Here is a 22,488-nt window from a genome sequence, read left to right as displayed (position 1 = left end):
CGGCCGGCCCGACGGTCGTTCTTCCCGTTCAGACCTGTAGGTAGGTGCGCAGCTCCCACTCGGACACCTGACGGTGGTAGGCGTCGAACTCGGCGCGCTTCTGGTCCGCGTAGTAGTCGGCGTAGAAGCCGTCCGGCGTCTTGCCCAGGCCGTCACGCAGCACGTCGTCCTGGGCCAGGGCCTCCGCCGCGTGCAGCAGGGTGGGCGGCAGCGGACGCAGCCGCCGGGTGCCCGCCCCCGTCGCCTCCAGGTCCACGTCGAGCGGCCCGCCGGGGTCGGCGCCGCGCGCCATGCCGTCCGCTCCGGCGGCCGCGAGACCGGAGAGCGCCAGGTAGGGGTTGGCGGCGGAGTCCACGCAGCGCACCTCGATCCGGTCCGAGTCCGGCACCCGGACCAGGTGGGTGCGGTTGTTGCCCCCGTAACTGGCGTACCCCGGCGCCCAGCTGGACCCGGACAGCGTCGCGGCCCCCGCCCCGAGCCGCTTGTAGGAGTTGACCGTCGGGCAGGTCAGCGCCATCAGCCCGGGCGCGTGGTCCAGCACGCCGGCGATGAAGCCGTACGCCCGCCGCGACAGGCCGAGGCCGTGCGGGTCGTCCGGGGCCTCGAAGACGTTGCGGCCGTCCTGCCACAGCGACAGGTGCAGGTGCAGTCCGCTGCCGGTGAGGCCGCCGAACGGCTTGGGCATGAAGGTGGCGACCAGCCCGGCCCGGTGCGCGGCGAGACGGACCAGATGGCGGAAGACCACGACGCGGTCGGCGGTGCGCAGCGCCTCCGCGTAGCCGAAGTTGTGCTCGAACTGGCCGTTGGCGTCCTCGTGGTCGTTGGAGTAGTTCTCCCAGCCCATGGCGTCGACGGCGCGGCTGATCGTGGTCAGGTGGTCCAGCGACCGGCTGGCCGCGTGCGCGTCGTAGCAGGGCCCGGCGGTGTCGTCCAGCTCGTCCGCCACCCGGATGCCGCCGTCCTCGGTACGGCGCACCAGGAAGTACTCGGGCTCGGCGCCCGCCTTCAGTTCGAGCCGCTGTTCGGCGAGCTGGGCGAGCTGCCTGCGCAGGATGCCGCGGGGCGCGTACGGCCAGGGCTCGCCCCGTACGTACAGGTCGCACTGGAGGATGCCGAGGTTCTCCTGGATCGGCACCCGGACGTAGGAGGTGGGGTCGGGAATCGCCACCACGTCCGGATCGGCCGAACTCTGCCCCAGGCCGTCGGCGGCGTTCCCGGCGAAGCCCAGCCCCTCGCCGAGCAACCGGTCGAGGGTGTGCGCGGGCGCCAGCTTGGCACAGGTCTTCCCGCGCAGGTTGACGAACATGACCAGCAGGAACTCCACCCCGTCCCGGGCCACCGCCCGGGCCAGCTCGGCACCGTTCGCCGGTGGTGTGTGCGCCGTCATCGTGTCCTCCCCTTCGAGCGTGCACGTGTGGTCTGCCCGACAGGGTGAACAGGGGGACTTGAGAGCGGCTAGGGAGCTTGTGACGGATTCCGCGGCACGCCCCCCTCAAGGCCCGCTCTAGTGCGGTGGAACACGGTGGACCCGGTGCGACATGTCGGGAATCCGGTGAACCAAGAAGAGGTACGGATGGACCACAAGGTACTGAACAGCGGGCTTGCCACGCGGCCGGGGAACGCGCTGGATCAGGTGCTGGGCACCCTGCCCCGCGAGGAGGCGGACGCGGTGCGCGGCTGGCTGCCGGGGGCCGGGGGCGGCGCGGAGCCGCTGGCTCTGCTGCGGTCGCTGGCGGCCTCGGGTGGGGACATGGAGCGGCCCGACGCGTCCACGCCCCGGGCGATCCGCCGGGTGGGCGTCATCGGCGGCGGGACAGCGGGATATCTCGCGGCGCTCGCGCTGAAGGCCAAGCGGCCGTGGCTGGACGTGACGCTCGTCGAGTCGCGGCACATCCCGATCATCGGGGTCGGCGAGGCCACCGTGACGTACATGACGCTCTTCCTCCACCACTACCTCGGGATCGACGCCGAGGAGCTGTATCGCCGCGTGCGCCCCACCTGGAAGCTGGGCATCAGGTTCGACTGGGGACCGCACCCGGACGGTTTCATGGGGCCGTTCGACTGGTCCAGCGACTCGGTGGGCCTGCAGGGCGCCCTCCGGACGACCGGCGGCATCAACGGCTCCACCCTGGGCTCCGCGCTGATGGCGGCCGACAAGGCGGCCGTGTACCGCAAGGGCGAGGCCCCGCTGTCTCTGATGAAGTACCTGCCGTTCGCCTACCACCTCGACAACGCCCTGCTCGTGTCGTACCTGACGGAACTCGCCGAGCGCCGCGGCGTCCACCACGTCGAGGCGACGGTGGCCGACGTGGAACTCAGCGGCCCCGAGTGGGTCGAGAAGCTGCGGACCTCCGACGGGCGCGACCTGTCGTTCGACCTGTACGTGGACTGCACCGGTTTCCGTTCGCAATTGCTCGGCCGGGCCTTCGCGACACCGTACGTCCCGTTCTCCAGCACCCTGTTCACCGACTCGGCCGTCACCGGCAACGTCGCCCAGGACGGGAAGATCCGGCCCTACACCCAGGCGACCACGATGAACGCCGGCTGGTGCTGGCGCATCCCCACGCGGGGCAGCGATCACCGCGGCTATGTGTTCTCCTCGGCGGCGATCTCCGACGACGAGGCCGCCGGGGAGCTCGCGGCCCGCTTCCCCGGCATCTCCGACCCGCACTTCGTACGGTTCCGCAGCGGGCGCTACGCGAAGGCCTGGCGCGGCAATGTGGTGGCGGTCGGCAACTCGTACGGCTTCGTGGAACCGCTGGAGTCGACCGGGCTGATGATGATCGGCGTCGAGGTGCAGAGCCTGGTCTCGTGTCTGCCGGCGTCCTGGGACGGCCCGCAGGTGCGGGAGACCCTCAACGCCGCGCTGGGGCAGCAGTGGGACGCGATCCGGTGGCTGCTGGGCCTGCACTACCGGTTCAACACCCGGCTGGACACGAAGTTCTGGCAGGAGTGCCGCGCCTCCGCCGACGTGTCCGGTTTCCAGCCCCTGCTCGACGTCTTCGCGGGCGGGGCGCCGCTGTCCCGCCGCAACGCCTTCGTGCAGGACATGCTGTCCCGGGTGGCACCGTCCTTCTTCGGCCTGTTCGGCATCGACTACCTGCTGCTGGGTCAGCAGGTGCCCACACGGATCCTGCCCATGGACGAACCGCTGTCGGCGTGGCAGACGCGCAAGCGGGCCGCGGACGCCCTGGTGCGTGCGGCGCTGCCCACGCGGGAGGCGCTGGAGGCGTTCGACGCCTGTCCGGAGCTGAACCGCCAGCTCTTGGAGGACGACGACAGCTGGGCCGGCAGGGAAATCGCGCGGCGGATGGGGATGCGGTGACGTCCCGCCCGCGGCGCCCGACCGGCGCGGGCCGGCCGGGTACCGCCGGGCACTGACAACAGCCGACGGTGACCGCCGTCACCGAACGTAAATACCCTGCTACCACATCAATTCGAAAATCCACAAGAGGAGTCCAGGCCTTCTCTAGTCCCGCTCATGCGGACCCGACCACGATGCGGCGCACACCCACGCCGACGACGGCCGTCCGCGTGGGCGGAATGGAGGAGATGTGCGTAAATGGTTCGCCATCGGGCCGGTCGGGACCGTACTGGCCGGCGCGCTGGCCCTGGGTCCCGTACCGGCGCCGGCCGCCGCGGCACCGCCCGTCGCCACGGCCCACACCAAGGCCGGCACCACGTATTTCGTCGACTGCGCCGGCGGCGACGACAACGCTGACGGCACCTCGGAGAGCACCGCCTGGCGGTCCCTGGCCCGGGCCAACAAGGTGAAGTTCGCGCCGGGCGACTCGCTCCAGTTGCGCGCCGGGACGACCTGCCAGGGCACCCTCGCCCCCAAGGGGTCCGGCACCGCGCAGGCACCGGTGTCCGTGGAGCCCTACGGCAGGGGCGGCGCCCCCGTCGTCGACGGCGCCGGGGCGTCCGCCGCCGTCCTGCTGGAGAACGTCGAGTACTACCAGATACGGAAGATCACCGTCACCAACACCGGCGCGACGCCGGCCCAGCGCGCGGGCATCCGGGTGCTGCTGCGGGACTACGGCATCGGTCACCACTACGTGATCGACAACGTCACCGTCCGCGACGTCAACGGCACCGACCACCGCTATCCCCGTCCCAGCGGCGGCATCCTCTTCGAGGCGGCCGGCTCCTCGGTACCGACCGGCTTCTCCGGGATCGCGGTGACCGACAGCACGGTCGACAACGTCGACCGGACCGGCATCGGCATCACCTCCGACTGGCAGAAGCGCCCGGAGAACCCCAAGGGCCCCGGTACCGAGTTCGTCCCCAACGAGGGCATCGTCATCAGCCGCAACACCGTGAAGAACATCGGCGGTGACGGCATCATCCTGTTCAACGGGAACCGGGCCCGGGTGACCGAGAACACGGTCGACGGATATAACATGCGCTCCACCGATTACAACATCGGCGCCTACGCCTGGAATTCGGACCGCACCGTCATCGAACACAACACCGTGCGGCGCGGGAAGGGCCCGGGCATGGCCTTCGCCGTGGAAGGGGGAAATGTCGGTACCACCTACCAGTACAACTACTCACAGGACAACGGCGGTGGTTTCCTCTACTTCTGCCAGGACGACGGGGAAACCGCCAAGGACGGAATCGTCCGGTACAACATCAGCCAGAACGACGCCGCCGACGCCCAGGGACTCGGCCTGCTCAACTCTTTCTGCACCGGCGTGTCGAATCTGCGGATCTACCAGAACACCTTCTACGCGCCGAACGCGAACAGCCTCGTGGAAGTCGTCCGGCCGAACGACTTCACCTTGCAGAACAACGTGTTCGTGGGCGCGAAGGACGGCTCGACCGTGAACGACCGCTACGGCACCTACCGGTACAACCTCTTCGACCGGGTCACGGCGCTCCCGCCGAACGGCGAGCACAACCTCGCCGGCGACCCGCTGCTGACGGCGCCCGGCACGGCGACCTCCGTGTCCGACGCCAACGGCTACCGGCTCCAGACCGGTTCACCGGCCCTGAAGGCGGGCAGCCGCGTCACCGGGGACGGCGGAAAGGACTTCTACGGCAATCCCGTCCCGGCCGTCCCGCACATCGGCGCCTACCAGAAGGCTCCACAGTAGGCCGGCGCCTGCCCGGAGCCCCGCGCCGGGGCTCCGCGTCAGCTCCGTGAACGGCCTGTCCCGCGGGGTGGCGGGCGGCTCCCCGGGGTGCCCCGTGGCGTCGGCGGATGCCACGGGGCGCCCCTCCGTAGCCGGTCCGGGGTCGCGCCGGCCGCTTCAGTACTCCCCGTGGAGACCGGCCGCCAGGTAGCGGCCCAGGTCCGGCGGGTCGCACCGCAGCACGTACTCGACCCAGGCGTCCCGCTCACAGCCGATCACCGCCAGCTCCCACACGCAGGCGGTGGCGTGGCCCGGGGCCTCGGTCAGCCGCTTCAGGTCCGCCCAGTCGGCGAGCCAGGTGCGGGTGTGCAGGATCAGCCGGTTGGCGCTCCACCAGCCGACGACGGCGTAGACGCCGTCCGCGTCCTCGTGCACCACGCTGAACGCGTGGCGGAGCCCGTCGGCGTACGGCTCCGGAAGGCTCCGGCGCACCGCGTCCCAGGCGAAGGCGTGCACCTCCGCGGGCGGCAGTTCCCGCAGCGCCGAGACGGCGTACCGCTTCACCGTCCAGCCGTCCGCCGTCCCGTGTTCCAGTGTGCGCACGGAGCGCGGCGCATACCGGGTGGGGCGCTGCCCCACCTGTAATTCGGTGGTCATGTCCTCATGGTGGCACGTACGGAACGGGCCACCCAACCCCGTTCGACCACTCCTTGAGCGGTGTCCTGGATGTTTTCCCCCGTCGGCCGCGCGCCGCGCGGGAGGGACTACCGGCTGGGAGCTGGCCGTGCAGACGTTCACCCTGGATGAATCGCAGCTTAGTCACGAATACGGGATCGGCATCGGACGCTGGGAGGAGCACCCGAAGAAACAGCCACTGCCGTTCGACGCCATGTGGTGCCGCATTCCGGCGCATTCCGAAAGCGCGCTGGACGAGCACCCCGAGGTCGAACTCGCCGTCGTGGTCAGCGGCACCGCCGTGTTCACCGTGGACGGTACGGAGGTCACGGCCGGGCCGGGTACGGCCGTCCTGCTGTCACCCGGGGAGCGGCACGTCATCAAGGCGGCCGAGGAACCGGTGCGCATTCTCAGCGTCTACTGGCTGCCGTCGGCGGCGGGCTCAGGTGAGGCCGGATGAGCGCGGTGACGGCGCCCCGCGGCCGGGGCACGACCGTACTGCTCTCCCCACCGCCCACCCCCAACGGCCCGCTGCACGTGGGGCACCTGGCCGGCCCGTACGTCGCCGCCGACGTCGCCGCCCGCGCGGCGCGCCTGCGCGGCGAGCGGGTGCTGACGGTGTGCGGCCTGGACGACCACCAGAACTACGTCCCCGCCAGGGCGCGGCAGCGGGGCACCAAGGTGCGCGAGGAACGCGACGGGCACGCCGCGCGGATCCGTGCGGTGTTCGACCGGGCGGGCGTGCGCCACGACGTGTTCACCGACCCGCTCAGTGACGTCGGTTACCGCACCGCGGTGGCCGGATTCCTCGACGAACTGGTCGCCTCCGGGACGCTGCCCGTACGGGAGTGGGAGACCCCCGTCTGCCCGTCCTGCCCCGGCGTCCCCCACCACGCGTACGTGTCCGGGGGCTGCCCCCGCTGCGGGACGGGTTCGTGCGGCGGCACCTGCGAGGGCTGCGGCTGGTTCACCACGGCCGGGAACCTGGTGGACGCGCGGTGCACCCGCTGCGGCTCCCCGCTCACCGCCCGGCGCACCGTAAGCGGCCCCGTCCTCCCGCTGGAGCACTACCGGGAGGGCCTCAGCCGCGTCTGGGCCGCCGCCGACGCCCCGCCCAGCGCCCGGCTGCTGCTGCGGCAGTTGTTCCGCCTGCCGGAACTGCCCGACGTCCCGCTCAGTTACCCGACCGACTGGGGCATCGAGTCCGTCACCACACCGGAGCACCGTATCGACGTGTGGTCCGAGATGGCGCTGGGCTACCTGTACACCATCGGGCAGCGGCTGGAACCCGGCGCGGCCGGGATCGACGGGCACGTGCGCGCCTGGCGCGGCGTCGACGCGCTGTGGGCCTTCCTGGGCCGGGACAACACCTTCTACTACCTGGCGCAGTTCCCCGCGCTGTTCCTGGCCTTCGGGCTGCCGCCGGACGTCCTGGGCGGCCTGGTGGTCAACGAGTTCTACCACCTGTCGGGCGCCAAGTTCTCCACCAGCCGGGGCCACGCCGTCTGGGCCCACGACCTGCTGGACCACGAGGACCCCGAGGTGCTGCGCGCCTTCCTGTGCTGGGACCGGCCCGCCCCCTACTCCACCGACTTCACCCCGGAGCGCTACCACGCCCTGACGGCGAGCTGGGACCTCGCGGCCCCGGCGGGCGAGGGCCCGGAGTACGCCACCGAGCGGGACCGGGCCGCGCGGGCCCTGACACCGGAGCACTTCGACGCCGCGTACGCCGCCCGGTGCCTGCTGCGCCCCGGCGGCGACCCGGAACTGCGCGGCGCGCTCACCGGCACGGCGGGCGCCCCGGTCCCGGAAGGAGCGCGGGCCGGATGAGGATCTGCGTCGTGGGCGCGGGGGTCGCGGGCGCGCTGCTGGCCTGGCGGCTCGTCGCGGAGCACGGGGCCCGGGTGACGCTGTTGACGGGCGCGCCCCGGCCGGACGCCACCGCCGCGTCAGGCGGCCTGGTGCGCGCTTTCGAGCGCGATCCGGAGGTGGCGCGGCTCGCCGCCCTCAGCCTCGCGGAGCTGCGGACCAGCCGCACCCTGCGCAAGTGGTCCGCCTACCGCCCCGGCAGGTCCCTGTACGTCCTGGCCCCCGCTGACGGGTACGACGCCGTGCCGGACGCCCTGCCGCCGACGGCCGAGCGGTGCGACCGGCGGCGGCTGGCCGACGAGTTCGGCGTGCAGGGCCTGCCGGAGGGAGCGGCCGGGGTGCTGGAACCGCACGCCGGCCACCTCTCCCCCGACGGTCTGCGCCGTGCGGCCATCATCGACCTCGTCGCCCGGGGAGCGGATGTGCCGTCCGGCCGGCTGCGCTCCGTGACCTGCGACGGCCCGGAGGGCAGCGTCACGTACCGGACCGTCACCCGCGAGGGCACGGCCGACGTCCTGGTGGCGGCCACCGGCGCCTGGACGGGCCGGCTGCTGCGGTCCCTCGGTGTCACCGCCGACGACACCGTACGGACGAAGGTCATTCAGTGTGCCGTCTACCGGGCCGGCGGGCTGCTGCCGCCCGCCTTCGTCGACGAGACCAGCGGCCTGTACGGACGGCCCGCCGGCCCCGGCCGGATGCTGCTGGGCCTGCCCACCGAACGCTGGGGGGCCGAGCCGGGCGCGGCGCGCTTCCTCGACCACGAGGAGCGCGCTGTCCGGACCGCGGCCGCACGGCGGCTGCCCGGCCTGTCCCTGGGGCGGCTGATGCGCCCCGTGGCCGCCGTGGACGCCTACGGGCCGGCCGGGCGGCTCGCCCTGGCGCCCGTACTCGGCGCCCCGGGACGGCTGTTCACCTTCACCGGCGGCAGCGGCGGCTCGGCGAAGCTCGCGCTCGCCGCTTCCCGGGAGGCGGCGAGCGGCCTGCTGGCCGGCCTCTCCTCCGGTACGCCCCGGACCGGCCGCGCCCCGATCACCACCATCACACGGAGGGAGACGTCATGAGCGCCGACGTGCGCAGCACGCTGGAGGCAGCCTGCCCGGGGAGGGTGGTCACCCCCGGTCACCCCGCCTACGACCGGGTGCGGCTGCTGTTCAACGGAGCACACGACCACCACCCGGCCGCGGTCTGCCTGCCCAGGGACACCGCCGAGGTGCGGGCCGCGGTCCTGGCCGCGCAGGAGACGGGCCTGCCGGCCGTGATCCGGGGCGGTGGGCACAACGTCGCCGGAGCCGGGTCCGTCGACGCGGGGGTGGTGATCGACCTGCGGCTGCTGAGCGGGGTACGTGTCGATCCCGGTGCCCGGACGGCCCGCGTCGGCGGCGGGGCGACCTGGGCCGACGTCGACCTGGCGGCCGGTACGTACCAACTGGCCACCACAGGCGGCACGTTCGACGACACCGGCGTCGGCGGACTCACCCTCGGCGGCGGCATCGGGCACCTGATGGGCCGCGCGGGCCTGAGCTGCGACAACGTACTGAGCTACGAACTGGTCACCGCGTCCGGCGAGACGCTCACGGTCTCCCCGGAGACCCACCCCGAGACCGACTGGGCGCTGCGCGGGGCGGGCCACCACTTCGGTGCCGTCACCGAGTTCACGTTCCGACTGCACGACGTGCCGCGCGTGTACGGCGGTTACGTCGCCTACCCGGCCGACGACCCGGCGGCCGCCGTCCGGTTCTTCCGCGACCTGATGCGGGACGCGCCCGACGAGCTGATCTGCACCCTGCTGCTCGAACGGTACGGTCCGATGCAGGAACCCGCGGCCGTCATCAGCGTGTGCTACTCGGGGGACGACCCCGAGTACCCGGCCGTGCTGGACAAGGCGCTGCGCGCCACGCTCACCCCGCTGACCTGGGCTGTGGGCGAGCGATCGTACGTCTCCATGCAGCAGTGCCTGGGCCGGCTGCCGTTCGGACTGCGGCACTACTGGAGCGCGCGCTGTGTCGACGGTCTGCCCGACGAGCTGACCGAGGCCCTGGCGGAGAGATTCCGCGCCGCGCGGATCACCGACCCGTACAACGACACCATCCTGATCGAACCGATCCACGGCGCCGTGCGCGACCGGGCCCGGGTGCCGGGCGTGGTGCCCTTCCGCACCGCCCGGTTCAACATCACCGGCATGGCCATCTGGGACGCCGGGCTGTCGGCCGCCGACGCCCAGCAGCGGGAGTGGGCCAAGTCGGTGTCCCGGCTCGCCGAGCCGTACAGCACGTGGGGTGCCGGCTATCTCAACTACGCGGACCGGGACAGCCTCACGGCCGTCCGGGGCGAGCAGACCTACGGCCCGGAGAACTTCGCCCGACTGCGCAGACTCAAGCGGCAACTGGACCCGGACGGCTTCTTCCGGTCCGGCTACACTCTGACAGGAGCTCCCCGATGACCCACGCCACCCGCCCGCCCGCCGCCGCGGCGCCCTCTCTCTACGACGGGCTGACCTTCCGTTCCACGGCCGCGGAGACCGCCTCGGGCCCCGGTGCCGCACAGGTTCCGGCCGGCGACTACCACCAGCACCGGGACCTGGTCTGGGCGGAGTTCTCCGGCGGCCGGGTGCGCCACGGCCGGCTGGTCGGCCGGTGCGACTCCGACGGGGTCATCACCGCTGCGTACTGCCAGGTCCTCACCGATGGGGAGGTGGTCTCCGGACAGTGCGTCAGCCACCCGGAGCGGCTCGCGGACGGCCGGCTGAGGCTGCGCGAGGAGTGGAGCCGGGCGGACGGCTCGCACGGCACCTCCTACATCGAGGAGGTACGGACGTGACAGGACCGGCGCGTACCGCCCTGGTGACCGGGGCCAACCGCGGCCTCGGCCTGGCGGTGGCCACGGAACTGGCGCGCCGCGGGCACCGGGTGCTGTTCGCCGCGCGGGACGGGGCGGCGGCCGGGCGGGCCGCCGCCGGGGCCGCCGGCGACACGGCGGCGCTCGCGTTCGACGTCACCGACCCCGACGCGGTCCGTGCGGCCGCCGTCGGGCAGCCGGTAGACATCCTGGTCAACAACGCGGGCGTCCTGTCGGACTGGGGTGTCGCCCCCTCCGCCGCCGACCTGGAAGGCGTACGCCGCAGCCTGGAGGTCAACCTGCTGGGCGCCTGGCGGGTGACCCAGGCGTTCCTGCCCGGCATGGTGGAACGGGGCTGGGGACGGGTGGTGAACATCTCCAGCGGCGCGGCGTCGTTCGCGTACGGCCCGTCCCCGCAGTGCCCCGGCTACACGGCGTCGAAGGTAGCCCTCAACGCGCTCACCACGATGCTGGCGGAGGAGGTCATGGGGACGGGCGTCCTGGTGAACGCCATCAATCCCGGTCTGGTCCGTACCCGTATGCAGCCGCAGGCGGAGCAGGCCCCCGAAGAGGCGGCCCGCCACATCGCGGACGCCGCGACGCTCCCGGACGACGGCCCCAGCGGAGTCTTCCTGCGCCGGGACACGGTCATCGACTGGTGAATCCGCTGAACGGGCCACGGGCCCGGCCCCCGTGCGGGGGCCGGGCCCGTGGCGCTTGCGGACGGTGCCCGGGGCCGGTGCTCAGCGGGCCGCCGGCTGTCCTGCCTCGGCCCAGGCGGCCTTGGTGACGGACGCGGTGTAGCGCAGCCCCAGCGTGAAGTACTCGACGAGTTCCGTCCGGCCGGGTGTGGCCATCAGGCCGCCCAGTTCGTCGTACGCGTCCTCCAGCTCGGAGACGGCTTCCGCGTACTCGGGGCCGGGCTGGAAGATGTCGATCCAGGCGCTGTGGCGCGAGCCGGGCACACGGCGCAGGAGCAGGTCGTCACCGAGGCGCTGACGGAACCAGGCCAGCGGCAGCAGCGCGCCCATACCGGCGGCCACCGTCGTCGCCGTCGCCGCGTGCAGGAACGTGGTGTGCGCGTGGGTGATGGCTCCGGCGGGCGCCTCGGGGTCGGCACGGGGGACGCCCAGCGCGGCGTCCAGTCCGTTGTGGGCCGCCAGCAGCCGGTCGCGCGCCCGGACCGTGCCCGCCGCGGCCTGCGCCAGCAGGACCACGTGCCGGTCCCAGCGGGTGGCGGCGGCGGTGCGGGCCAGGGCCCGTGCGTAGGCGGGCAGGACGTGGCCCGCGCACTGCTCGACGAAGTGCGTCAGCGCGCCGGCGGGCAGCGAACCGTCCCGCACTCCCGCCCAGAACGGATGCTCGATGATCTCCTTCCACTCGGGTTCCGCCCGTTCCTTCAGTTCCTGGTGCAACACGACGGTGCTCCTCTCCGGTTCACGGGTCCGGTTCACGGGGGACGAAGGGTGTGCCGGGAACGCCATCCGCCGCCTACTGCCGTGCTGACTCCCCCGGCAGCAGGCACAGTGTCTGGCTGAGCCGCATCTCGCCACCGCTGCGGAAGGGGGCGAGCCGCCGGCGGTTGTCCACGTGCTCCTCGCTGTGCTCGAAGCGGTGGAAGCTCGGGGCGTCGACCCAGTCGGTGACGACGTAGTAGACGTCGTCCTCGTCGGCCGAGCGGGCCAGGGACTGGCACAGGTTGCCCGGCTGAGCGGCGATGCGCCGCCCGATCTCCTGCCACACCCGCTCGAACTCGTCCCCGTGGCCGGGGTGGATCTCCATACGCAACATCACACGGAATGGGAGAGACTGCGGCATCTGGCCGGCCTCCGTCCTCGGTCGGCGTTCGCGGACGCCGCCCAGCGTCGGCGACCGCGCTCGACAGCGGCTCGAACCCACGGCTGTACGCGAACTTGCGTATCCCCTGGCGCGGACGGGACGCCGGGGTCTCCACCCGTCCTCGACCCGCCTGCGACGCGCCGGAGTGAACCTCACCTCCCCCGAGCGTCGTGATGGAGGAACCATGAGCGCGCCGATATACCCGCGGGCCGCCGAACCGGCCCGCCCGCCCAGAGCCGGGAGCCGCGGCCCGCTGGGCCGTCCCCGCTGGTTCTTCACCCTCTTCGCCACCGACGTCTGGGAACGCTTCAGCTTCTACGGGATGTCGGCGATCCTCGTCCTGTACGCCACGGCCCCGGCCTCCGGCGGCGGCCTCGGCATGAGCAGTGGCGACGCCGCCGCGCTCTACGGCCTGTACCTGGCCGCGGTCTTCGTCGCGTCGGTGCCGGGCGGCTGGATCGGCGACCGGCTGCTGGGCGCCCGCCGTGCCGTCCTGTACGGCGGTGTCCTGATCGGCCTGGGCCATGTGTCGCTGGCTGTTCCGGGCCACCCGCTCTTCTACCCCGGGCTCCTGCTGATCGCCGCCGGGACCGGACTGCTCAAGCCGAACATGGCCGGCCTGCTGAGTGCGTTCTACGCGCCCGAGGACCGGGCCGGCCGGGACGCCGGGTTCGCCGTCTTCTACATGAGCGTCCAGCTCAGCTCGCTGGTGGCGCCCCTCGTGGTGGGTGCCGTGGGCGAGACCGTCGACTGGCACCTCGGGTTCGGGCTCGCCGCGTTCGGCATGGCGCTGGGCCTGCTGCAGTACGTGCGCGGCACCCGGCACTTCGGCACCGTCGGCCACGCCCCCGAACGCGCCGCGACCCCGGCACAGCGCACCCGGGTGCTGCGGGGCACCGGGCTGGCGGTCGCCGTCCTCGTCGCCGGGTACGGCACGGACGCGGCGCTGGGCATGTTCCGGATCGCCCACGTCATGGCACTGACCGGGCTGCTGACCGTACTCGTCCCCGTGCTGTTCTTCTGGCGGCTGCTCCGCGACCCCCGGCTGACCCGGGCGGAGCGGGTCCGGGTGAAGACGTACGTCTGGCTGTTCCTGGCCTCGGCCGTGTTCTGGGCGCTGTCGCTGCAGGGCGGGTCGGTCTTCTCGGTCTTCGCCCGGGACGCGACGGACCGTACGGTGCTCGGGTTCACCGTGCCGGCGAGCTGGTTCCAGGCCGCGCTGCCGCTGTTCGTCCTGCTCACCGCGCCGCTGTTCGCCGCGCTGTGGAAGCGGGCGGGCGACCGGATCACCACCGCAGCCAAGTTCGCCATCGGCATGGTGTGCGTGGGCGCGGCCTTCACGGTGATGGCGCTCGCCGCGTGGCAGGCCGCGTCGGCAGCGGACGGCCGGGTCCCGGCAGTGTGGCTGCTGCTGGCCTTCCTGCTGCTCGCGGCAGGCGAAGTGGCCTTCGCCCCGGTCGGTATGAGCGCCGCGACCGCCGTGGCCCCGGCGACGTTCGTCAGCCAGATGGTGGGCCTGTTCTGGCTGGCCGGGGCGCTCGGCGGCGGCCTGGGCGGCAACGCCCTGAGGGTGGCGGGCGGCGGATCGCCGTCCCCGGCGTACTTCTTCGCGCTGGCGCTGGCCGCCCTGGTCACGGGCCTTTGCCTGTTTCTGGGACGCGGGGCGCTGGCGCGGAAGCTGGGGGTATGAGATGTGCGGATGCCCCGGCGTGCGGGGGGGGACGGCGCGGCCGTGCAGGTCACCGAGGCGGTCCGGATGGTGGCCGCCTACCTCCCCGGCTCCCCGGCACGGAGAATGTTCAGTCGATACAGAACTCGTCGGCCTCGATGTCCAACATCGGGATGCACGACTCGTCCTCCTCATCGGCCTACAGGGCGCACATGTGTCGCTCCGAGCACGACCCGTCACGCGCATTGCGGCTTCGAGCGTGGCGAAGCGCTCGTCCCCCACGAGCCCGGTGCCGACCCGGACGTCGCGATGCACCCGATTCTTGGCCTTCTTGCCTTCGGCGACACGCTGAAAGTACAAGCGCGGGCCCACGCCAGAGGGGTCACTGCATGCGGCCCATGAATCCTGCTCCTCAAGAGGCAGCGTGCGGTGGAAATCGTCCCAGGTGGCGGCCCCCAACACCTCACACCAGAAGCGAGCGAGGCGATCAGGTTCTGCGCAGTCGAAGGTGACTTGGAACCTCTTGATCGCTGGCATCGACGCTCCGTACCGCGTACGAAGGAGACCGCACCGCTCATTTCCAGAGGCACCCGCACGTCTTCCTGGGCCGCTGGCCTCCTGGCCTCCTGGGCCTCCTACGCGTCCTGCGCCTCTTGGCCGGACCTACCTGCCGCTCCACGGCATCCCGGCCATCGGCGCATCGGGCCGCCGTCCGGAGGTCAAGGCCAACCGGCGACGACCCGGTCTCGGCGCCCCTTTGCTTCGTCCTGCTCCACCAGTTCATGCGTCTCACCGTCCGGCGGGAGGGCCCCTCGGATCCCCCGCAGGCTTCCTCCCGTACCGACCGAAGAGTGCCCCACACGTCAGGCGGCTTCCCGGACGTAGCCTGCGATGGCCCGGGGGCGTGTATCCAAGTGCCGGTTCCCTGTTCCACCGTGCAACGGGGGTCGAATTCCACCGGCCCGGGTCCCTACCGGTGCGAGGCAACGTGCGCGAACGATGCCCCGTTCGGCGATGCTCACGCTGACGAGGATCGAGGCCCACGCCGATGTGGTGCAGACGCTCTCCACGGTCAGCCACTCGCAGCACGAGCGGGCCGCCAGGCCCAGGACGGGGAAGACCCGCGGCACGTGACGGGACAACCCGCCACTCAGCCGGGACGAGCCAACGCGAATGATCGCGTACAGCCGAAGCCCGCCGAGGTCTCCCACACCAGCCAGGTTGCCTGAAACTACACCCTGACCGGAGTCTGACGACCCACCCCCCGCGAGCGGCCCCGCACGTGCACCCCGGCCTACCGGTTGCGTGCGGGGCCCTACGCGTCCCTGCTCCTGACCCGGCCTTGGGGGCCTGGGTGTGTTGCTCGATCGCCGGTCAGCTACGCCTGGTTGCTCAGGGGTCGGGCGGGATGCCGGCGGCGGTGCTGCCGCCGTCGCACCAGGACGTCATCGAGGTGCTCCAGAACGCGGTGCATCCGAGACGGGCGCATCATCTTTGTCCCGCGTAGACAGCGAGCGGCAGCCCATCATTCGGCGCTGCGCAGGTGGGCCCAGACGATTTTGCCTCGGTCGGCATCGAGGCAGTAGCCCCAGCGGGTGCTGAGCGCGTGGACGATGTGCAGGCCGCGGCCCCGCTCCGCGAGCGGGTCGTCGGGGGCGGGTTGCGGAGGCTGCGGGCTGGGGTCGTTGACGGCGCAGATGACGTGGGTGGTGGTGGCAGTCAGGCCGAGCCAGGCGTCGCTGCGGTGGTAAGGCAGCGCGTGGAGGCAGGCGTTGGCGGCGAGTTCGCCGACCACTGTGGTGATGTCGGCGTTGCGGGCGGGCAGGTTCCATCGCTTGAGGGTGGTGTGGGTGAAGTGGCGTACGCGGTGCAGGGCGTCCCAATGGTCGGTAAAGCGCAGGGCGGCGAAGAGAGGGGTGCCCAGGCCCATCGGCAGTCCCCAATCGGCCGGTGCGGGGCACGCGATTTCGGTCACCAGTGCGGCCGGTGTGCTGCGGGGTGGTAGCGCGAGGGCAGGTTCAGGGCTCACGGACCCTCCGAAAAGAACACCCTTGCGGGTGGCTTCAGATGTGCCTGACGGGGCTAGTATTCCGGCACATTCGCGGTTCGTGCAATTGCACGCAGGGGCTGGGATGGTGCGCCGGCGCACAGCTTCGTCTCGGCACCGCGCCAAGCCGACCTGAGGAGATGGTGACGATGCAGCAGGTCTTCAACGGGATGCCGGCAAGCGACCTGGGCGTGCGGTGGGTGAAAAGCACGGCCAGCGGTGCGAACGGGAACTGTGTCGAGTTCGCGCAGGTCCCCGGGGGTGGCGTGGCGATCCGCAACTCCCGGGATCCGCACGGCCCGGCATTGGTCTATACCCGTGCCGAGGTGGCCGCGTTCCTTGAGGGAGCGAAACTAGGTGAATTCGATTTCCTGCTGGCTGGCTAGAATTCGACTCAGGCGCACCGGAATATGACGGCACGCCCTTGGCAGCGCTGACATACTGGCAGCCCGCCCCAGGTGTGGAGGACGAATGTCGGCCGCCGGATCAGGCCCTCACAGTGCGATAACGAACGTCGCGGCTTTCCAGGCGCCGTCAGCGGGCAATCCTGTTGCCGCGCTGACGGTGCTCGGTGCCTACCTCCGCCATCTGCGCACTGAGCGGGGGCTGACCATCAAGCAAGTGGCGCCGGAGGTGCATGCGTCCATCTCCAAGATCAGCCGTATCGAGGGTGGCGAGCACAGCGTCAAGGACTGCGATGTCTTTGCCCTGCTGTCCTTCTACGAGGTCACCGACTCCGAACACCTGGAGGGCATCCGGGCCCTGCTGGAGGCCTCCCGACGCAACCCGTGGTGGCAGGCGTTCAACGATGTGACACCGGGCTGGTTCCGCCGCCTGATCGGGCTGGAGGCCTGCGCCCAGTGCATCCGCACCTACGAGTGGGAGTACGTACCGGGGCTGTTGCAGACCCAGGCGTACGCGCGGGCCATCGTCGAGCGCGGACTGCCGCCCGGCGCCTCGGCCTACGAGGTAGACCAACGGGTCCAATTACGGCTGAACCGTCAGCTGCTGCTGGACCGCGCAGGGTCCCCCGACGTGCTGGCGCTGATGGACGAGAGTGTGCTGTGGCGCCCGTACGGCGGTCCTGCGGTGATGTGCAAACAGTTGGAGAAACTGCGTGATTTGACCCGCCGCGACGGCATCAACCTGCGGTTCATCCCCTACGAAGCCTGTGTGACCTCGACGTCTCTCACTTACCTGGTCTTTCCGCCTGGCGGCGGCCTGCAGGACTTGATCTACCTGGAGGCCCCCGACCATGCCCGCTACCTGACCAAGCCCGAGGAAGTCCAGTCATACAAGGGGCAGATGGTGCGCCTGCAGCAGGCGGCGGCCTCGCGTGGCGAGAGCCTGGAGTTGCTCGAAGCCGCTATTGCCCGCTACCGGGCCTGACCACGCCGCCCAGCAGGCTGATGGTGGCGACGCGATGCCTTGGGAGCCATTGCGATGCAGCTGCTGCCGACCGGTCCTGCTCGGCGAGTGGCCCAAGGCAAGCACTGGCCCGCCGCCCGGCTGTCTCTCCGGCCGGGAGTGTCAGATACGGGCGATGCCGCCGTATTCGATCCATTCCCGGGTGCGCTGGCGCGGTGCGACCTCAGTGTCCGGGCGCCACGCGGAGATTTCCACCAGATGGCCCGGGTCCAGGATCTCCATGCCGTCGAAATACGCCTCGACCTCGTGAGGCTCTCGTACGCGTCCCCAGTGGCCGTCAGTGTTGGCCAGCATGAGGTCGGTGGCCTTGCGACGCAAGTCAGGGTCCGTACTGGCGAGATGACTGATGACGATGAAGCTGCCGGGTACCAGCCGTCGGGCGACCTCGCGCACCAGGGCGGCTGCGGGTTCGTCGTCGAGGCAGTGCAACACCGAGACGAACAGCGCTGCCACCGGCGCGTCGAAGTCCAGCAGTTGTTGTACGTCGGGGTGGGCGAAGATGTGGTCGGTGTCCGTCATGTCGGCCTGCAACACCAGCGTCTTGTCGTTTTCGTCGAGCAGGGTGCGGCCGTGGGCCAGGACGATCGGGTCGTTGTCGATGTAGACGACGCGGGCGTCGGGGTCGATGCGCTGGGCGACCTGGTGCACATTGTCCTGGGTGGGTAACCCGGAGCCATGGTCGAGGAACTGCCGCACGCCGTAGTCGCGGGCCAGCACGCCTACGGCGCGCTGGAGGAAACGCCGGTTGTTGCGGGCCAGTGCCTCGGTGCTGGGGGCCAGCCGTGACAACTCGATGCAGGCTTGGCGGTCGGCCTCGTAGTAGTCGTGACCACCCAAGTAGTAGTCGTACATGCGGGCCACGCTGGGCTTGGTCACATCAATGCGCCCTAGGTCAAAATCTGGTTTCTCTTCCGGCTTCACCACGTCCCCCTGCCGGCCTGCGGGCCCGTAGGCCCGTCATGGAAGAGCAAGAGGCCATGGTAGGGGCGGCTACCCGCCGCTGTCAGGCCGCGAAGGGGTGTAACGCGCTAGCCCGGGGGCGATTCGGCCACCGCACGGTGGAGACTTTCGACCGTCGCGCCGTGTGGCACCGGTGCGGCGGTCGGCTACCGGGGTGGCAGGCCGGACGCGGCCACTGCGGCGATGTGAGACATGGCCCGGCGGGCACGGGCGAGGCTGGCTCGCACCGCCTCCGGAGCCGTGCCCATCAGGGCTGCCGCACCAGCCGCGGAGAGGCGCAGGCCCTGATGCAGGAGCACCGCGTCGGCCTGGTCGGCGGGCAGCAGCCGGTGAAGGTGGTCGGCCCGCTCCTGACGGTCAGCCGGCAAGACCCGCACGGCCTTCTCGGTGTGCGTCCCCAGTAAACGCCAGGCGAATGCCGGGCAGTTGGCGCTGCGCAGCACCCGCGGCCACAGAACTGCCAGTTCGGTGAAGACAGCCCCGGCCACGGCCGGCGCCAGGCCGGCGTCGTCCGTACGCAGTTGTACGTAGTGCAGGTAGTGCTCGTGGTGCAGTTGGCGAAAGGCGCGCAGCGCCAGGTCGCTGCGCGCGGTCGCGACCGACGTCGCCATCGTGGCGGGCTCCAGGGCGGGCCGGCGGCGGTCCACGGCGGTCAGTCCTCGTCCAGGGCTTCCGAGGGCGCCGGCAGCTTCGTGCGGGCCAGACCACCGGGAGGAAAAACGTCCTGGGCCACGAGGAAGGCGTAATGCAGTTCCTCCCACAGCGGCTGGATGTCAGCGGGGCGGCCGTGCAGCGCGCTGACCAGGCGCGCGAGAAGCTCCCAGTCCGGGACGTGCTGGCCGCGCAGGACCTCGGTGACGGTCACGGCGCTCAGACCACCGGCAGACGCCCCCAGGCGGGCCGCATCGGGGCAGCCGGCGGCCAGATGCAGGCCGCGCAGCGCAGCGCACAGCCGATCCGCCGCTCCAGCCAGGCTGCGCCGACGCGTGCCGCCCAGACCGTGGGCGGCCTCCCACAGATGGCGCACATCGGCCGGCGGCGCCTGGAAGATGCTGGCCAGCATGTGGGTCACCGGCCAGGACGGCAACCGCTTGCCGGACAGGATCCGGGACAGGTACGAGGGTGAAAGATCGGCCTGGCGGGCCGCCTCCTCCAAACTGACCCGGCTGGTCCGCTGCAGCTGAGCCATGGCGGCCGCGAACTGGCGCGCCGGGCACGGTGCCTGGGCTACCGGATGCGTGGCGGTGCTCGCCTGCCCCGGCACCTGACGGCCCGGCGGGTCAGCGATGCGCTGATCACGAGCGCGCCGGGCGAACAGGCGCTTGAGGGCGCTCTCCCCCCAGCGCGACCGTACCGTCTCCACCTCGGCGCACGCGGCGGCCGCTACGACCTCCCAGCCGCAGCCGGCCCTTCGGGCGTCTTGCACGGCTGCGGCCCGGTAGTAGGTGATCTCCTTCGCCAGACGTTCCGCGTGCTCGAGCAGGACCTGCAGCGGAGCCCTGTCATGTTCAGCGTCGACCAGGCGCGCCGCCAGCACTTGCAGGTATTCGGCGATGTCCCGCCCCCACGGCAAGGTCGCCAGAGGCACGCTGACGCGCTGGCCGTCACGCTGACGCTGCGCGCGACGACGACAACTGTGACTGCAGTACTCCTTGCGCCGGCCCGGCCCCGTGCGCTGCTCGAAGGGGGCCTGGCACTGAGCGCACCGGTCGTGTTGCGCAGCCGAACGGCCGGTGGTGTTGAAGCTGCCCATCGTTTCTCCCTCCCCTGGGCTGTTTCGCCCCGCCCCGGGTACGCAAAGTGCACGGCCCGAGGCGACGGCCGGTGACGCGCTGCAGCGGGTCCGGTGGGGCAGCGGGCCAGCCGGATGCCCCACCGGTACGTCAGCGCAGGCGAAGGGATATGCAGGTGGTGCAAGCCCCGGACGCGGCGGTGACAGCAGCAGCCAGAGCGCCGGCCGGAGCGACGGACGCCGCGGGCTCGTGCACCAGCAGCCACGCCGTGACGACCAGGCAGAGGAAGAGCCCTGCCGGGGCCGTGACAACCCGGGCAGCAAGGGGGGCTGTTTCACGAACGACGGGCCGCGGAATGCTAGCGTCGTGCGTTATCAGGAAAACCCAAACGTTCTCCTGGTACAGGCGATCGGGCATACGAATACCTCGCTTGATCGATGCTAGTAGGTGACCTCGGGAAAGACTCGCTACCTGGCCCGAGGTCGTCACCGGAAAGCTATCTCCCGTTCCTGCCTTCCGTCATACGCTTCCCGACCGGTGCAAATGCACGCTGAGCCCGCCCCGTTCGACCTCAGCCCTGCACATAAACTTTCCGTAAGCCGGTCGGGCGGTGCGGCGGAGCGATCACGCCCCGAAATGATCAAAAACGGTCATGCGGGACCTTCAAGCCTTCAGGATTGGCCAATTACCGGCCGTTTGGCGTCACGCCCCCTCCGGATACCCCAGTCGCGGGTACGCGCACCTCGCGTCAACCATTATTGACGCGCCGTGCACACTTTCGAGTGAACGAAGCGCCGGCGGCCCGACCGGCTCCAAGCATCGACGCAGCCACCCGGACCGCCTCGCACCCTGGCGTGCGAGCGCCACTGGGAACCGGCGGAAGCTGAGAGCCGCTGCCCAGAAGTCCGCTCAGCGGCCAGGAGCTTTCGGCGAGTTGGCCGCGCAGCCGGTTCGCGGTGATACCGGCCGCGGCGAGCCGGTCGGCAGTGAGCAGCAGGGCGGCGCGCTCGCGGCGGCCGACCCGTCGGCCGCGTCAAGGTCGACATCGGGACGAATTCCACCGCCGCCTCCACGGCCTTCTACGTCCCCTCCTCCCTCCGCCACGCCTGTATCCGGACGGACGACACGTACGGCAGGGGTGAGTGCCGCGTCGGGGCGTCCAGCATGCGCTGATGAGGGGCTGTGCGGGGCAGCGAGTGCGAGTCGCCAGGGACATGAACGACAAGACCGCGGGATGCTTCTGTACGAGTGGGCAACAAGTTCCTGGCGAGCATGCTCAGGTACAGCGTGCCTCCTACGTCCCGCCACGCATCGCCAGGTGTGCGGCTGGTGCATCAAGGCTCACTGAGCCTTTTCCAACCTCAGTTTGAGCATGCCAGGTGCAGGGTGAGGACGGTCTGGACGAGGCTGGTGATACGGCTGGTAGAGCATCGCAGTTCGCGCATGAGCCGCCAGGTTTTGAGGGTGGCCATGGCCTGTTCGACGAGTGCACGGATCTTCGCGTGTGAGCAGTTGACGGCCCGCCGGCCAGGGGAGAGAGCCTTCCAGCGCCCCCAGCAGGGAACTCGCACGGTGCCGCCGGCGCCCCGGTAGCCCTTGCCGGCCCAGCACTACACCCCAGCTCCCGCCAGGGCACCGATGATGCCGTGGGTTCGCGCGGCCTCGATGTCGTGGACGGATCCCGGCAGCGAGGGCGACGCCCACAGTAACCGTCCCGCCGGATCGGCGATCACCTGCACGTTCATGCCGTGCTTCTTGTGCTTCCCGGAGTAGAAGGGTCGGTCGGCGGCGATCCGGTCGATCGGCAGCAGCGTGCCGTCCAGGATCACGAACGCCTTGCCGGAGGCTGTCCTCACCGCCTCGGTGAGGGTTGGAGCCAGAGCGCCAGGATGTCGACGGTCTCGGCGATGTACCGGTAGGCGGTGGTGGTACCCACGCCGAATCCGGCGGCGAGCCGGGCGTTGGGGGTACCCCCGGCCGGAGGCTGGGGGAGTATGGCCGCAACGTAGATGAGCCGGCACGAGCAGCGCCTGCCGTCCGGCGGCCAGCCGGCGCCATCGTGTCCCTTGCGCAAGACGACGTGCGGTCAGCTCACGGGCGCGGAAGCGCAGAGCGGAGGCGGACAGATCGACCCCGGCTGGGTAGACGAGCATGCGGAAGCTCCCGGCAGGATGGCTTGGACTCGACACGCACCCGTCTACCAGGAGCTTCTCTACGCCCGGGCCCCGCCCTCACCCCAGTGGCCCCGCTCCGTACGCAGGTTGAGGAAACCTCAGTGGGTGGTGGCGTGAGGGAGCGCGCGCGGAAGTGCCCGGCGCCGATCACGAGCGCGGGACGGTGGTCGAAGCGACACCG

20 protein-coding genes and 2 pseudogenes are annotated in these 22,488 nt (G+C 71.3%); 12 read left to right on the top strand and 10 right to left on the bottom strand.

Going from position 1 to position 22,488, the window contains the following annotated elements; genetic code table 11:
- Positions 1–28: 28 nt before the first annotated feature.
- Positions 29–1,387 carry a type III glutamate--ammonia ligase gene (glnT, locus tag AB0A97_RS21340; protein WP_361152136.1) on the bottom strand — a complete coding sequence of 453 codons (1,359 nt, stop codon included), beginning with the start codon at positions 1,385–1,387 and terminating at the stop codon, positions 29–31.
- Positions 1,388–1,573: 186 nt separating this feature from the next.
- Between glnT and AB0A97_RS21335 the strand changes: the two genes are divergently transcribed.
- Positions 1,574–3,325 (top strand): tryptophan halogenase family protein, encoded by a 1,752-nt coding sequence (locus AB0A97_RS21335; RefSeq protein ID WP_361152133.1) that lies wholly within the window; start codon positions 1,574–1,576, stop codon positions 3,323–3,325.
- A 229-nt stretch (positions 3,326–3,554) separates the two neighbouring features.
- Positions 3,555–5,099 (top strand): right-handed parallel beta-helix repeat-containing protein, encoded by a 1,545-nt coding sequence (locus AB0A97_RS21330; RefSeq protein ID WP_361152131.1) that lies wholly within the window; start codon positions 3,555–3,557, stop codon positions 5,097–5,099.
- A gap of 156 nt (positions 5,100–5,255) precedes the next feature.
- Here AB0A97_RS21330 and AB0A97_RS21325 read toward each other — a convergent pair whose 3' ends face one another.
- A complete protein-coding gene (locus tag AB0A97_RS21325; protein WP_361152128.1) occupies positions 5,256–5,735 on the bottom strand; it encodes a hypothetical protein in 480 nt (159 codons plus the stop codon).
- A 127-nt stretch (positions 5,736–5,862) separates the two neighbouring features.
- Between AB0A97_RS21325 and AB0A97_RS21320 the strand changes: the two genes are divergently transcribed.
- Genes AB0A97_RS21320 through AB0A97_RS21295 form a run of 6 tightly spaced genes read left to right on the top strand, consistent with a single transcriptional unit; the run spans position 5,863 to position 11,119 of the window.
- Positions 5,863–6,213, top strand: coding sequence for a cupin domain-containing protein (locus AB0A97_RS21320; RefSeq protein WP_361152126.1), 351 nt, complete (start codon positions 5,863–5,865; stop codon positions 6,211–6,213).
- Positions 6,210–7,583, top strand: a complete 1,374-nt coding sequence (locus tag AB0A97_RS21315; RefSeq protein WP_361152124.1) for a class I tRNA ligase family protein — start codon at positions 6,210–6,212, stop codon at positions 7,581–7,583. Before AB0A97_RS21320 ends, AB0A97_RS21315 begins: the two co-directional genes overlap by 4 nt.
- Complete coding sequence (locus tag AB0A97_RS21310) at positions 7,580–8,683, top strand: FAD-binding oxidoreductase (protein ID WP_361152120.1); 1,104 nt, start codon at positions 7,580–7,582, stop codon at positions 8,681–8,683. The genes AB0A97_RS21315 and AB0A97_RS21310 overlap by 4 nt, the downstream gene beginning before the upstream one ends.
- Positions 8,680–10,062 (top strand): FAD-dependent oxidoreductase, encoded by a 1,383-nt coding sequence (locus AB0A97_RS21305; protein ID WP_361152117.1) that lies wholly within the window; start codon positions 8,680–8,682, stop codon positions 10,060–10,062. The genes AB0A97_RS21310 and AB0A97_RS21305 overlap by 4 nt, the downstream gene beginning before the upstream one ends.
- Entirely contained in the window at positions 10,059–10,439 is a 381-nt protein-coding gene (locus AB0A97_RS21300) for a hypothetical protein (RefSeq protein WP_361152114.1), read from the top strand. The genes AB0A97_RS21305 and AB0A97_RS21300 overlap by 4 nt, the downstream gene beginning before the upstream one ends.
- The gene (locus AB0A97_RS21295) at positions 10,436–11,119 is read left to right on the top strand and encodes an SDR family NAD(P)-dependent oxidoreductase (protein WP_361152112.1); all 684 of its coding nucleotides are present in this window, start codon (positions 10,436–10,438) and stop codon (positions 11,117–11,119) included. Before AB0A97_RS21300 ends, AB0A97_RS21295 begins: the two co-directional genes overlap by 4 nt.
- Positions 11,120–11,200: 81 nt before the next feature.
- On the opposite strand, the gene AB0A97_RS21290 is transcribed toward AB0A97_RS21295, so the two are convergent.
- Both AB0A97_RS21290 and AB0A97_RS21285 read right to left on the bottom strand, forming a co-directional pair.
- Positions 11,201–11,875: a TenA family transcriptional regulator gene (locus tag AB0A97_RS21290; RefSeq protein WP_361152110.1), complete on the bottom strand. Its 675-nt coding sequence runs from the start codon at positions 11,873–11,875 to the stop codon at positions 11,201–11,203.
- A 73-nt stretch (positions 11,876–11,948) separates the two neighbouring features.
- Positions 11,949–12,275 (bottom strand): antibiotic biosynthesis monooxygenase family protein, encoded by a 327-nt coding sequence (locus AB0A97_RS21285; protein ID WP_031001543.1) that lies wholly within the window; start codon positions 12,273–12,275, stop codon positions 11,949–11,951.
- A gap of 205 nt (positions 12,276–12,480) precedes the next feature.
- Here AB0A97_RS21285 and AB0A97_RS21280 point away from each other — a divergent pair, with 205 nt between their 5' ends.
- The gene (locus tag AB0A97_RS21280) at positions 12,481–13,986 is read left to right on the top strand and encodes an oligopeptide:H+ symporter (protein ID WP_361152104.1); all 1,506 of its coding nucleotides are present in this window, start codon (positions 12,481–12,483) and stop codon (positions 13,984–13,986) included.
- Positions 13,987–14,095: 109 nt separating this feature from the next.
- On the opposite strand, the pseudogene AB0A97_RS21275 reads toward AB0A97_RS21280, so the two are convergent.
- Positions 14,096–14,502 (bottom strand): annotated as a pseudogene (locus AB0A97_RS21275) (VOC family protein).
- Between the two features lie 462 nt (positions 14,503–14,964).
- On the opposite strand from AB0A97_RS21275, the gene AB0A97_RS21270 reads away from it, so the two are divergent.
- On the top strand, positions 14,965–15,099 hold the full coding sequence (locus AB0A97_RS21270) for a hypothetical protein (protein WP_361152102.1): 135 nt from the start codon (positions 14,965–14,967) through the stop codon (positions 15,097–15,099).
- Positions 15,100–15,490: 391 nt separating this feature from the next.
- Here the strand turns inward: AB0A97_RS21270 and AB0A97_RS21265 are convergent, their stop codons facing one another.
- Positions 15,491–15,994 (bottom strand): ATP-binding protein, encoded by a 504-nt coding sequence (locus AB0A97_RS21265; protein WP_361152099.1) that lies wholly within the window; start codon positions 15,992–15,994, stop codon positions 15,491–15,493.
- 167 nt (positions 15,995–16,161) lie between these two features.
- Here AB0A97_RS21265 and AB0A97_RS21260 point away from each other — a divergent pair, with 167 nt between their 5' ends.
- Together AB0A97_RS21260 and AB0A97_RS21255 are read left to right on the top strand one after the other, a co-directional pair.
- Positions 16,162–16,398 carry a DUF397 domain-containing protein gene (locus AB0A97_RS21260; protein WP_361152097.1) on the top strand — a complete coding sequence of 79 codons (237 nt, stop codon included), beginning with the start codon at positions 16,162–16,164 and terminating at the stop codon, positions 16,396–16,398.
- A gap of 85 nt (positions 16,399–16,483) precedes the next feature.
- Positions 16,484–17,401, top strand: coding sequence for a helix-turn-helix transcriptional regulator (locus tag AB0A97_RS21255; RefSeq protein ID WP_361152095.1), 918 nt, complete (start codon positions 16,484–16,486; stop codon positions 17,399–17,401).
- 141 nt (positions 17,402–17,542) lie between these two features.
- On the opposite strand, the gene AB0A97_RS21250 is transcribed toward AB0A97_RS21255, so the two are convergent.
- From AB0A97_RS21250 to AB0A97_RS21235, 4 genes and pseudogenes are all read right to left on the bottom strand, one after another.
- Positions 17,543–18,322, bottom strand: a complete 780-nt coding sequence (locus AB0A97_RS21250) for an SAM-dependent methyltransferase (RefSeq protein WP_361152709.1) — start codon at positions 18,320–18,322, stop codon at positions 17,543–17,545.
- Between the two features lie 224 nt (positions 18,323–18,546).
- On the bottom strand, positions 18,547–19,047 hold the full coding sequence (locus AB0A97_RS21245) for a sigma factor-like helix-turn-helix DNA-binding protein (protein ID WP_361152092.1): 501 nt from the start codon (positions 19,045–19,047) through the stop codon (positions 18,547–18,549).
- A 5-nt stretch (positions 19,048–19,052) separates the two neighbouring features.
- Positions 19,053–20,153 (bottom strand): helix-turn-helix transcriptional regulator, encoded by a 1,101-nt coding sequence (locus AB0A97_RS21240; RefSeq protein WP_361152089.1) that lies wholly within the window; start codon positions 20,151–20,153, stop codon positions 19,053–19,055.
- A 1,341-nt stretch (positions 20,154–21,494) separates the two neighbouring features.
- A pseudogene (locus tag AB0A97_RS21235) lies at positions 21,495–22,286 on the bottom strand (transposase family protein).
- Positions 22,287–22,488 lie beyond the last annotated feature (202 nt).

The organism is Streptomyces sp. NPDC045470 (assembly GCF_040646595.1).
Taxonomy (GTDB): domain Bacteria; phylum Actinomycetota; class Actinomycetes; order Streptomycetales; family Streptomycetaceae; genus Streptomyces.
The sequence above is the reverse complement of the archived record's forward strand: the minus strand, read 5'-3'. Positions and strand labels throughout refer to the sequence as shown.

What these genes read in the sequence shown, in the direction of transcription:
- glnT (WP_361152136.1), bottom strand. Translation starts at nt 1,387, where the DNA reads ATGACGGCGCACACACCACCGGCGAACGGTGCCGAGCTGGCCCGGGCG.
- AB0A97_RS21335 (WP_361152133.1), top strand. Translation starts at nt 1,574, where the DNA reads ATGGACCACAAGGTACTGAACAGCGGGCTTGCCACGCGGCCGGGGAAC.
- AB0A97_RS21325 (WP_361152128.1), bottom strand. Translation starts at nt 5,735, where the DNA reads ATGACCACCGAATTACAGGTGGGGCAGCGCCCCACCCGGTATGCGCCG.
- AB0A97_RS21315 (WP_361152124.1), top strand. Translation starts at nt 6,210, where the DNA reads ATGAGCGCGGTGACGGCGCCCCGCGGCCGGGGCACGACCGTACTGCTC.
- AB0A97_RS21310 (WP_361152120.1), top strand. Translation starts at nt 7,580, where the DNA reads ATGAGGATCTGCGTCGTGGGCGCGGGGGTCGCGGGCGCGCTGCTGGCC.
- AB0A97_RS21305 (WP_361152117.1), top strand. Translation starts at nt 8,680, where the DNA reads ATGAGCGCCGACGTGCGCAGCACGCTGGAGGCAGCCTGCCCGGGGAGG.
- AB0A97_RS21300 (WP_361152114.1), top strand. Translation starts at nt 10,059, where the DNA reads ATGACCCACGCCACCCGCCCGCCCGCCGCCGCGGCGCCCTCTCTCTAC.
- AB0A97_RS21285 (WP_031001543.1), bottom strand. Translation starts at nt 12,275, where the DNA reads ATGCCGCAGTCTCTCCCATTCCGTGTGATGTTGCGTATGGAGATCCAC.
- AB0A97_RS21280 (WP_361152104.1), top strand. Translation starts at nt 12,481, where the DNA reads ATGAGCGCGCCGATATACCCGCGGGCCGCCGAACCGGCCCGCCCGCCC.
- AB0A97_RS21270 (WP_361152102.1), top strand. Translation starts at nt 14,965, where the DNA reads ATGCCCCGTTCGGCGATGCTCACGCTGACGAGGATCGAGGCCCACGCC.
- AB0A97_RS21260 (WP_361152097.1), top strand. Translation starts at nt 16,162, where the DNA reads ATGCAGCAGGTCTTCAACGGGATGCCGGCAAGCGACCTGGGCGTGCGG.
- AB0A97_RS21255 (WP_361152095.1), top strand. Translation starts at nt 16,484, where the DNA reads ATGTCGGCCGCCGGATCAGGCCCTCACAGTGCGATAACGAACGTCGCG.
- AB0A97_RS21240 (WP_361152089.1), bottom strand. Translation starts at nt 20,153, where the DNA reads ATGGGCAGCTTCAACACCACCGGCCGTTCGGCTGCGCAACACGACCGG.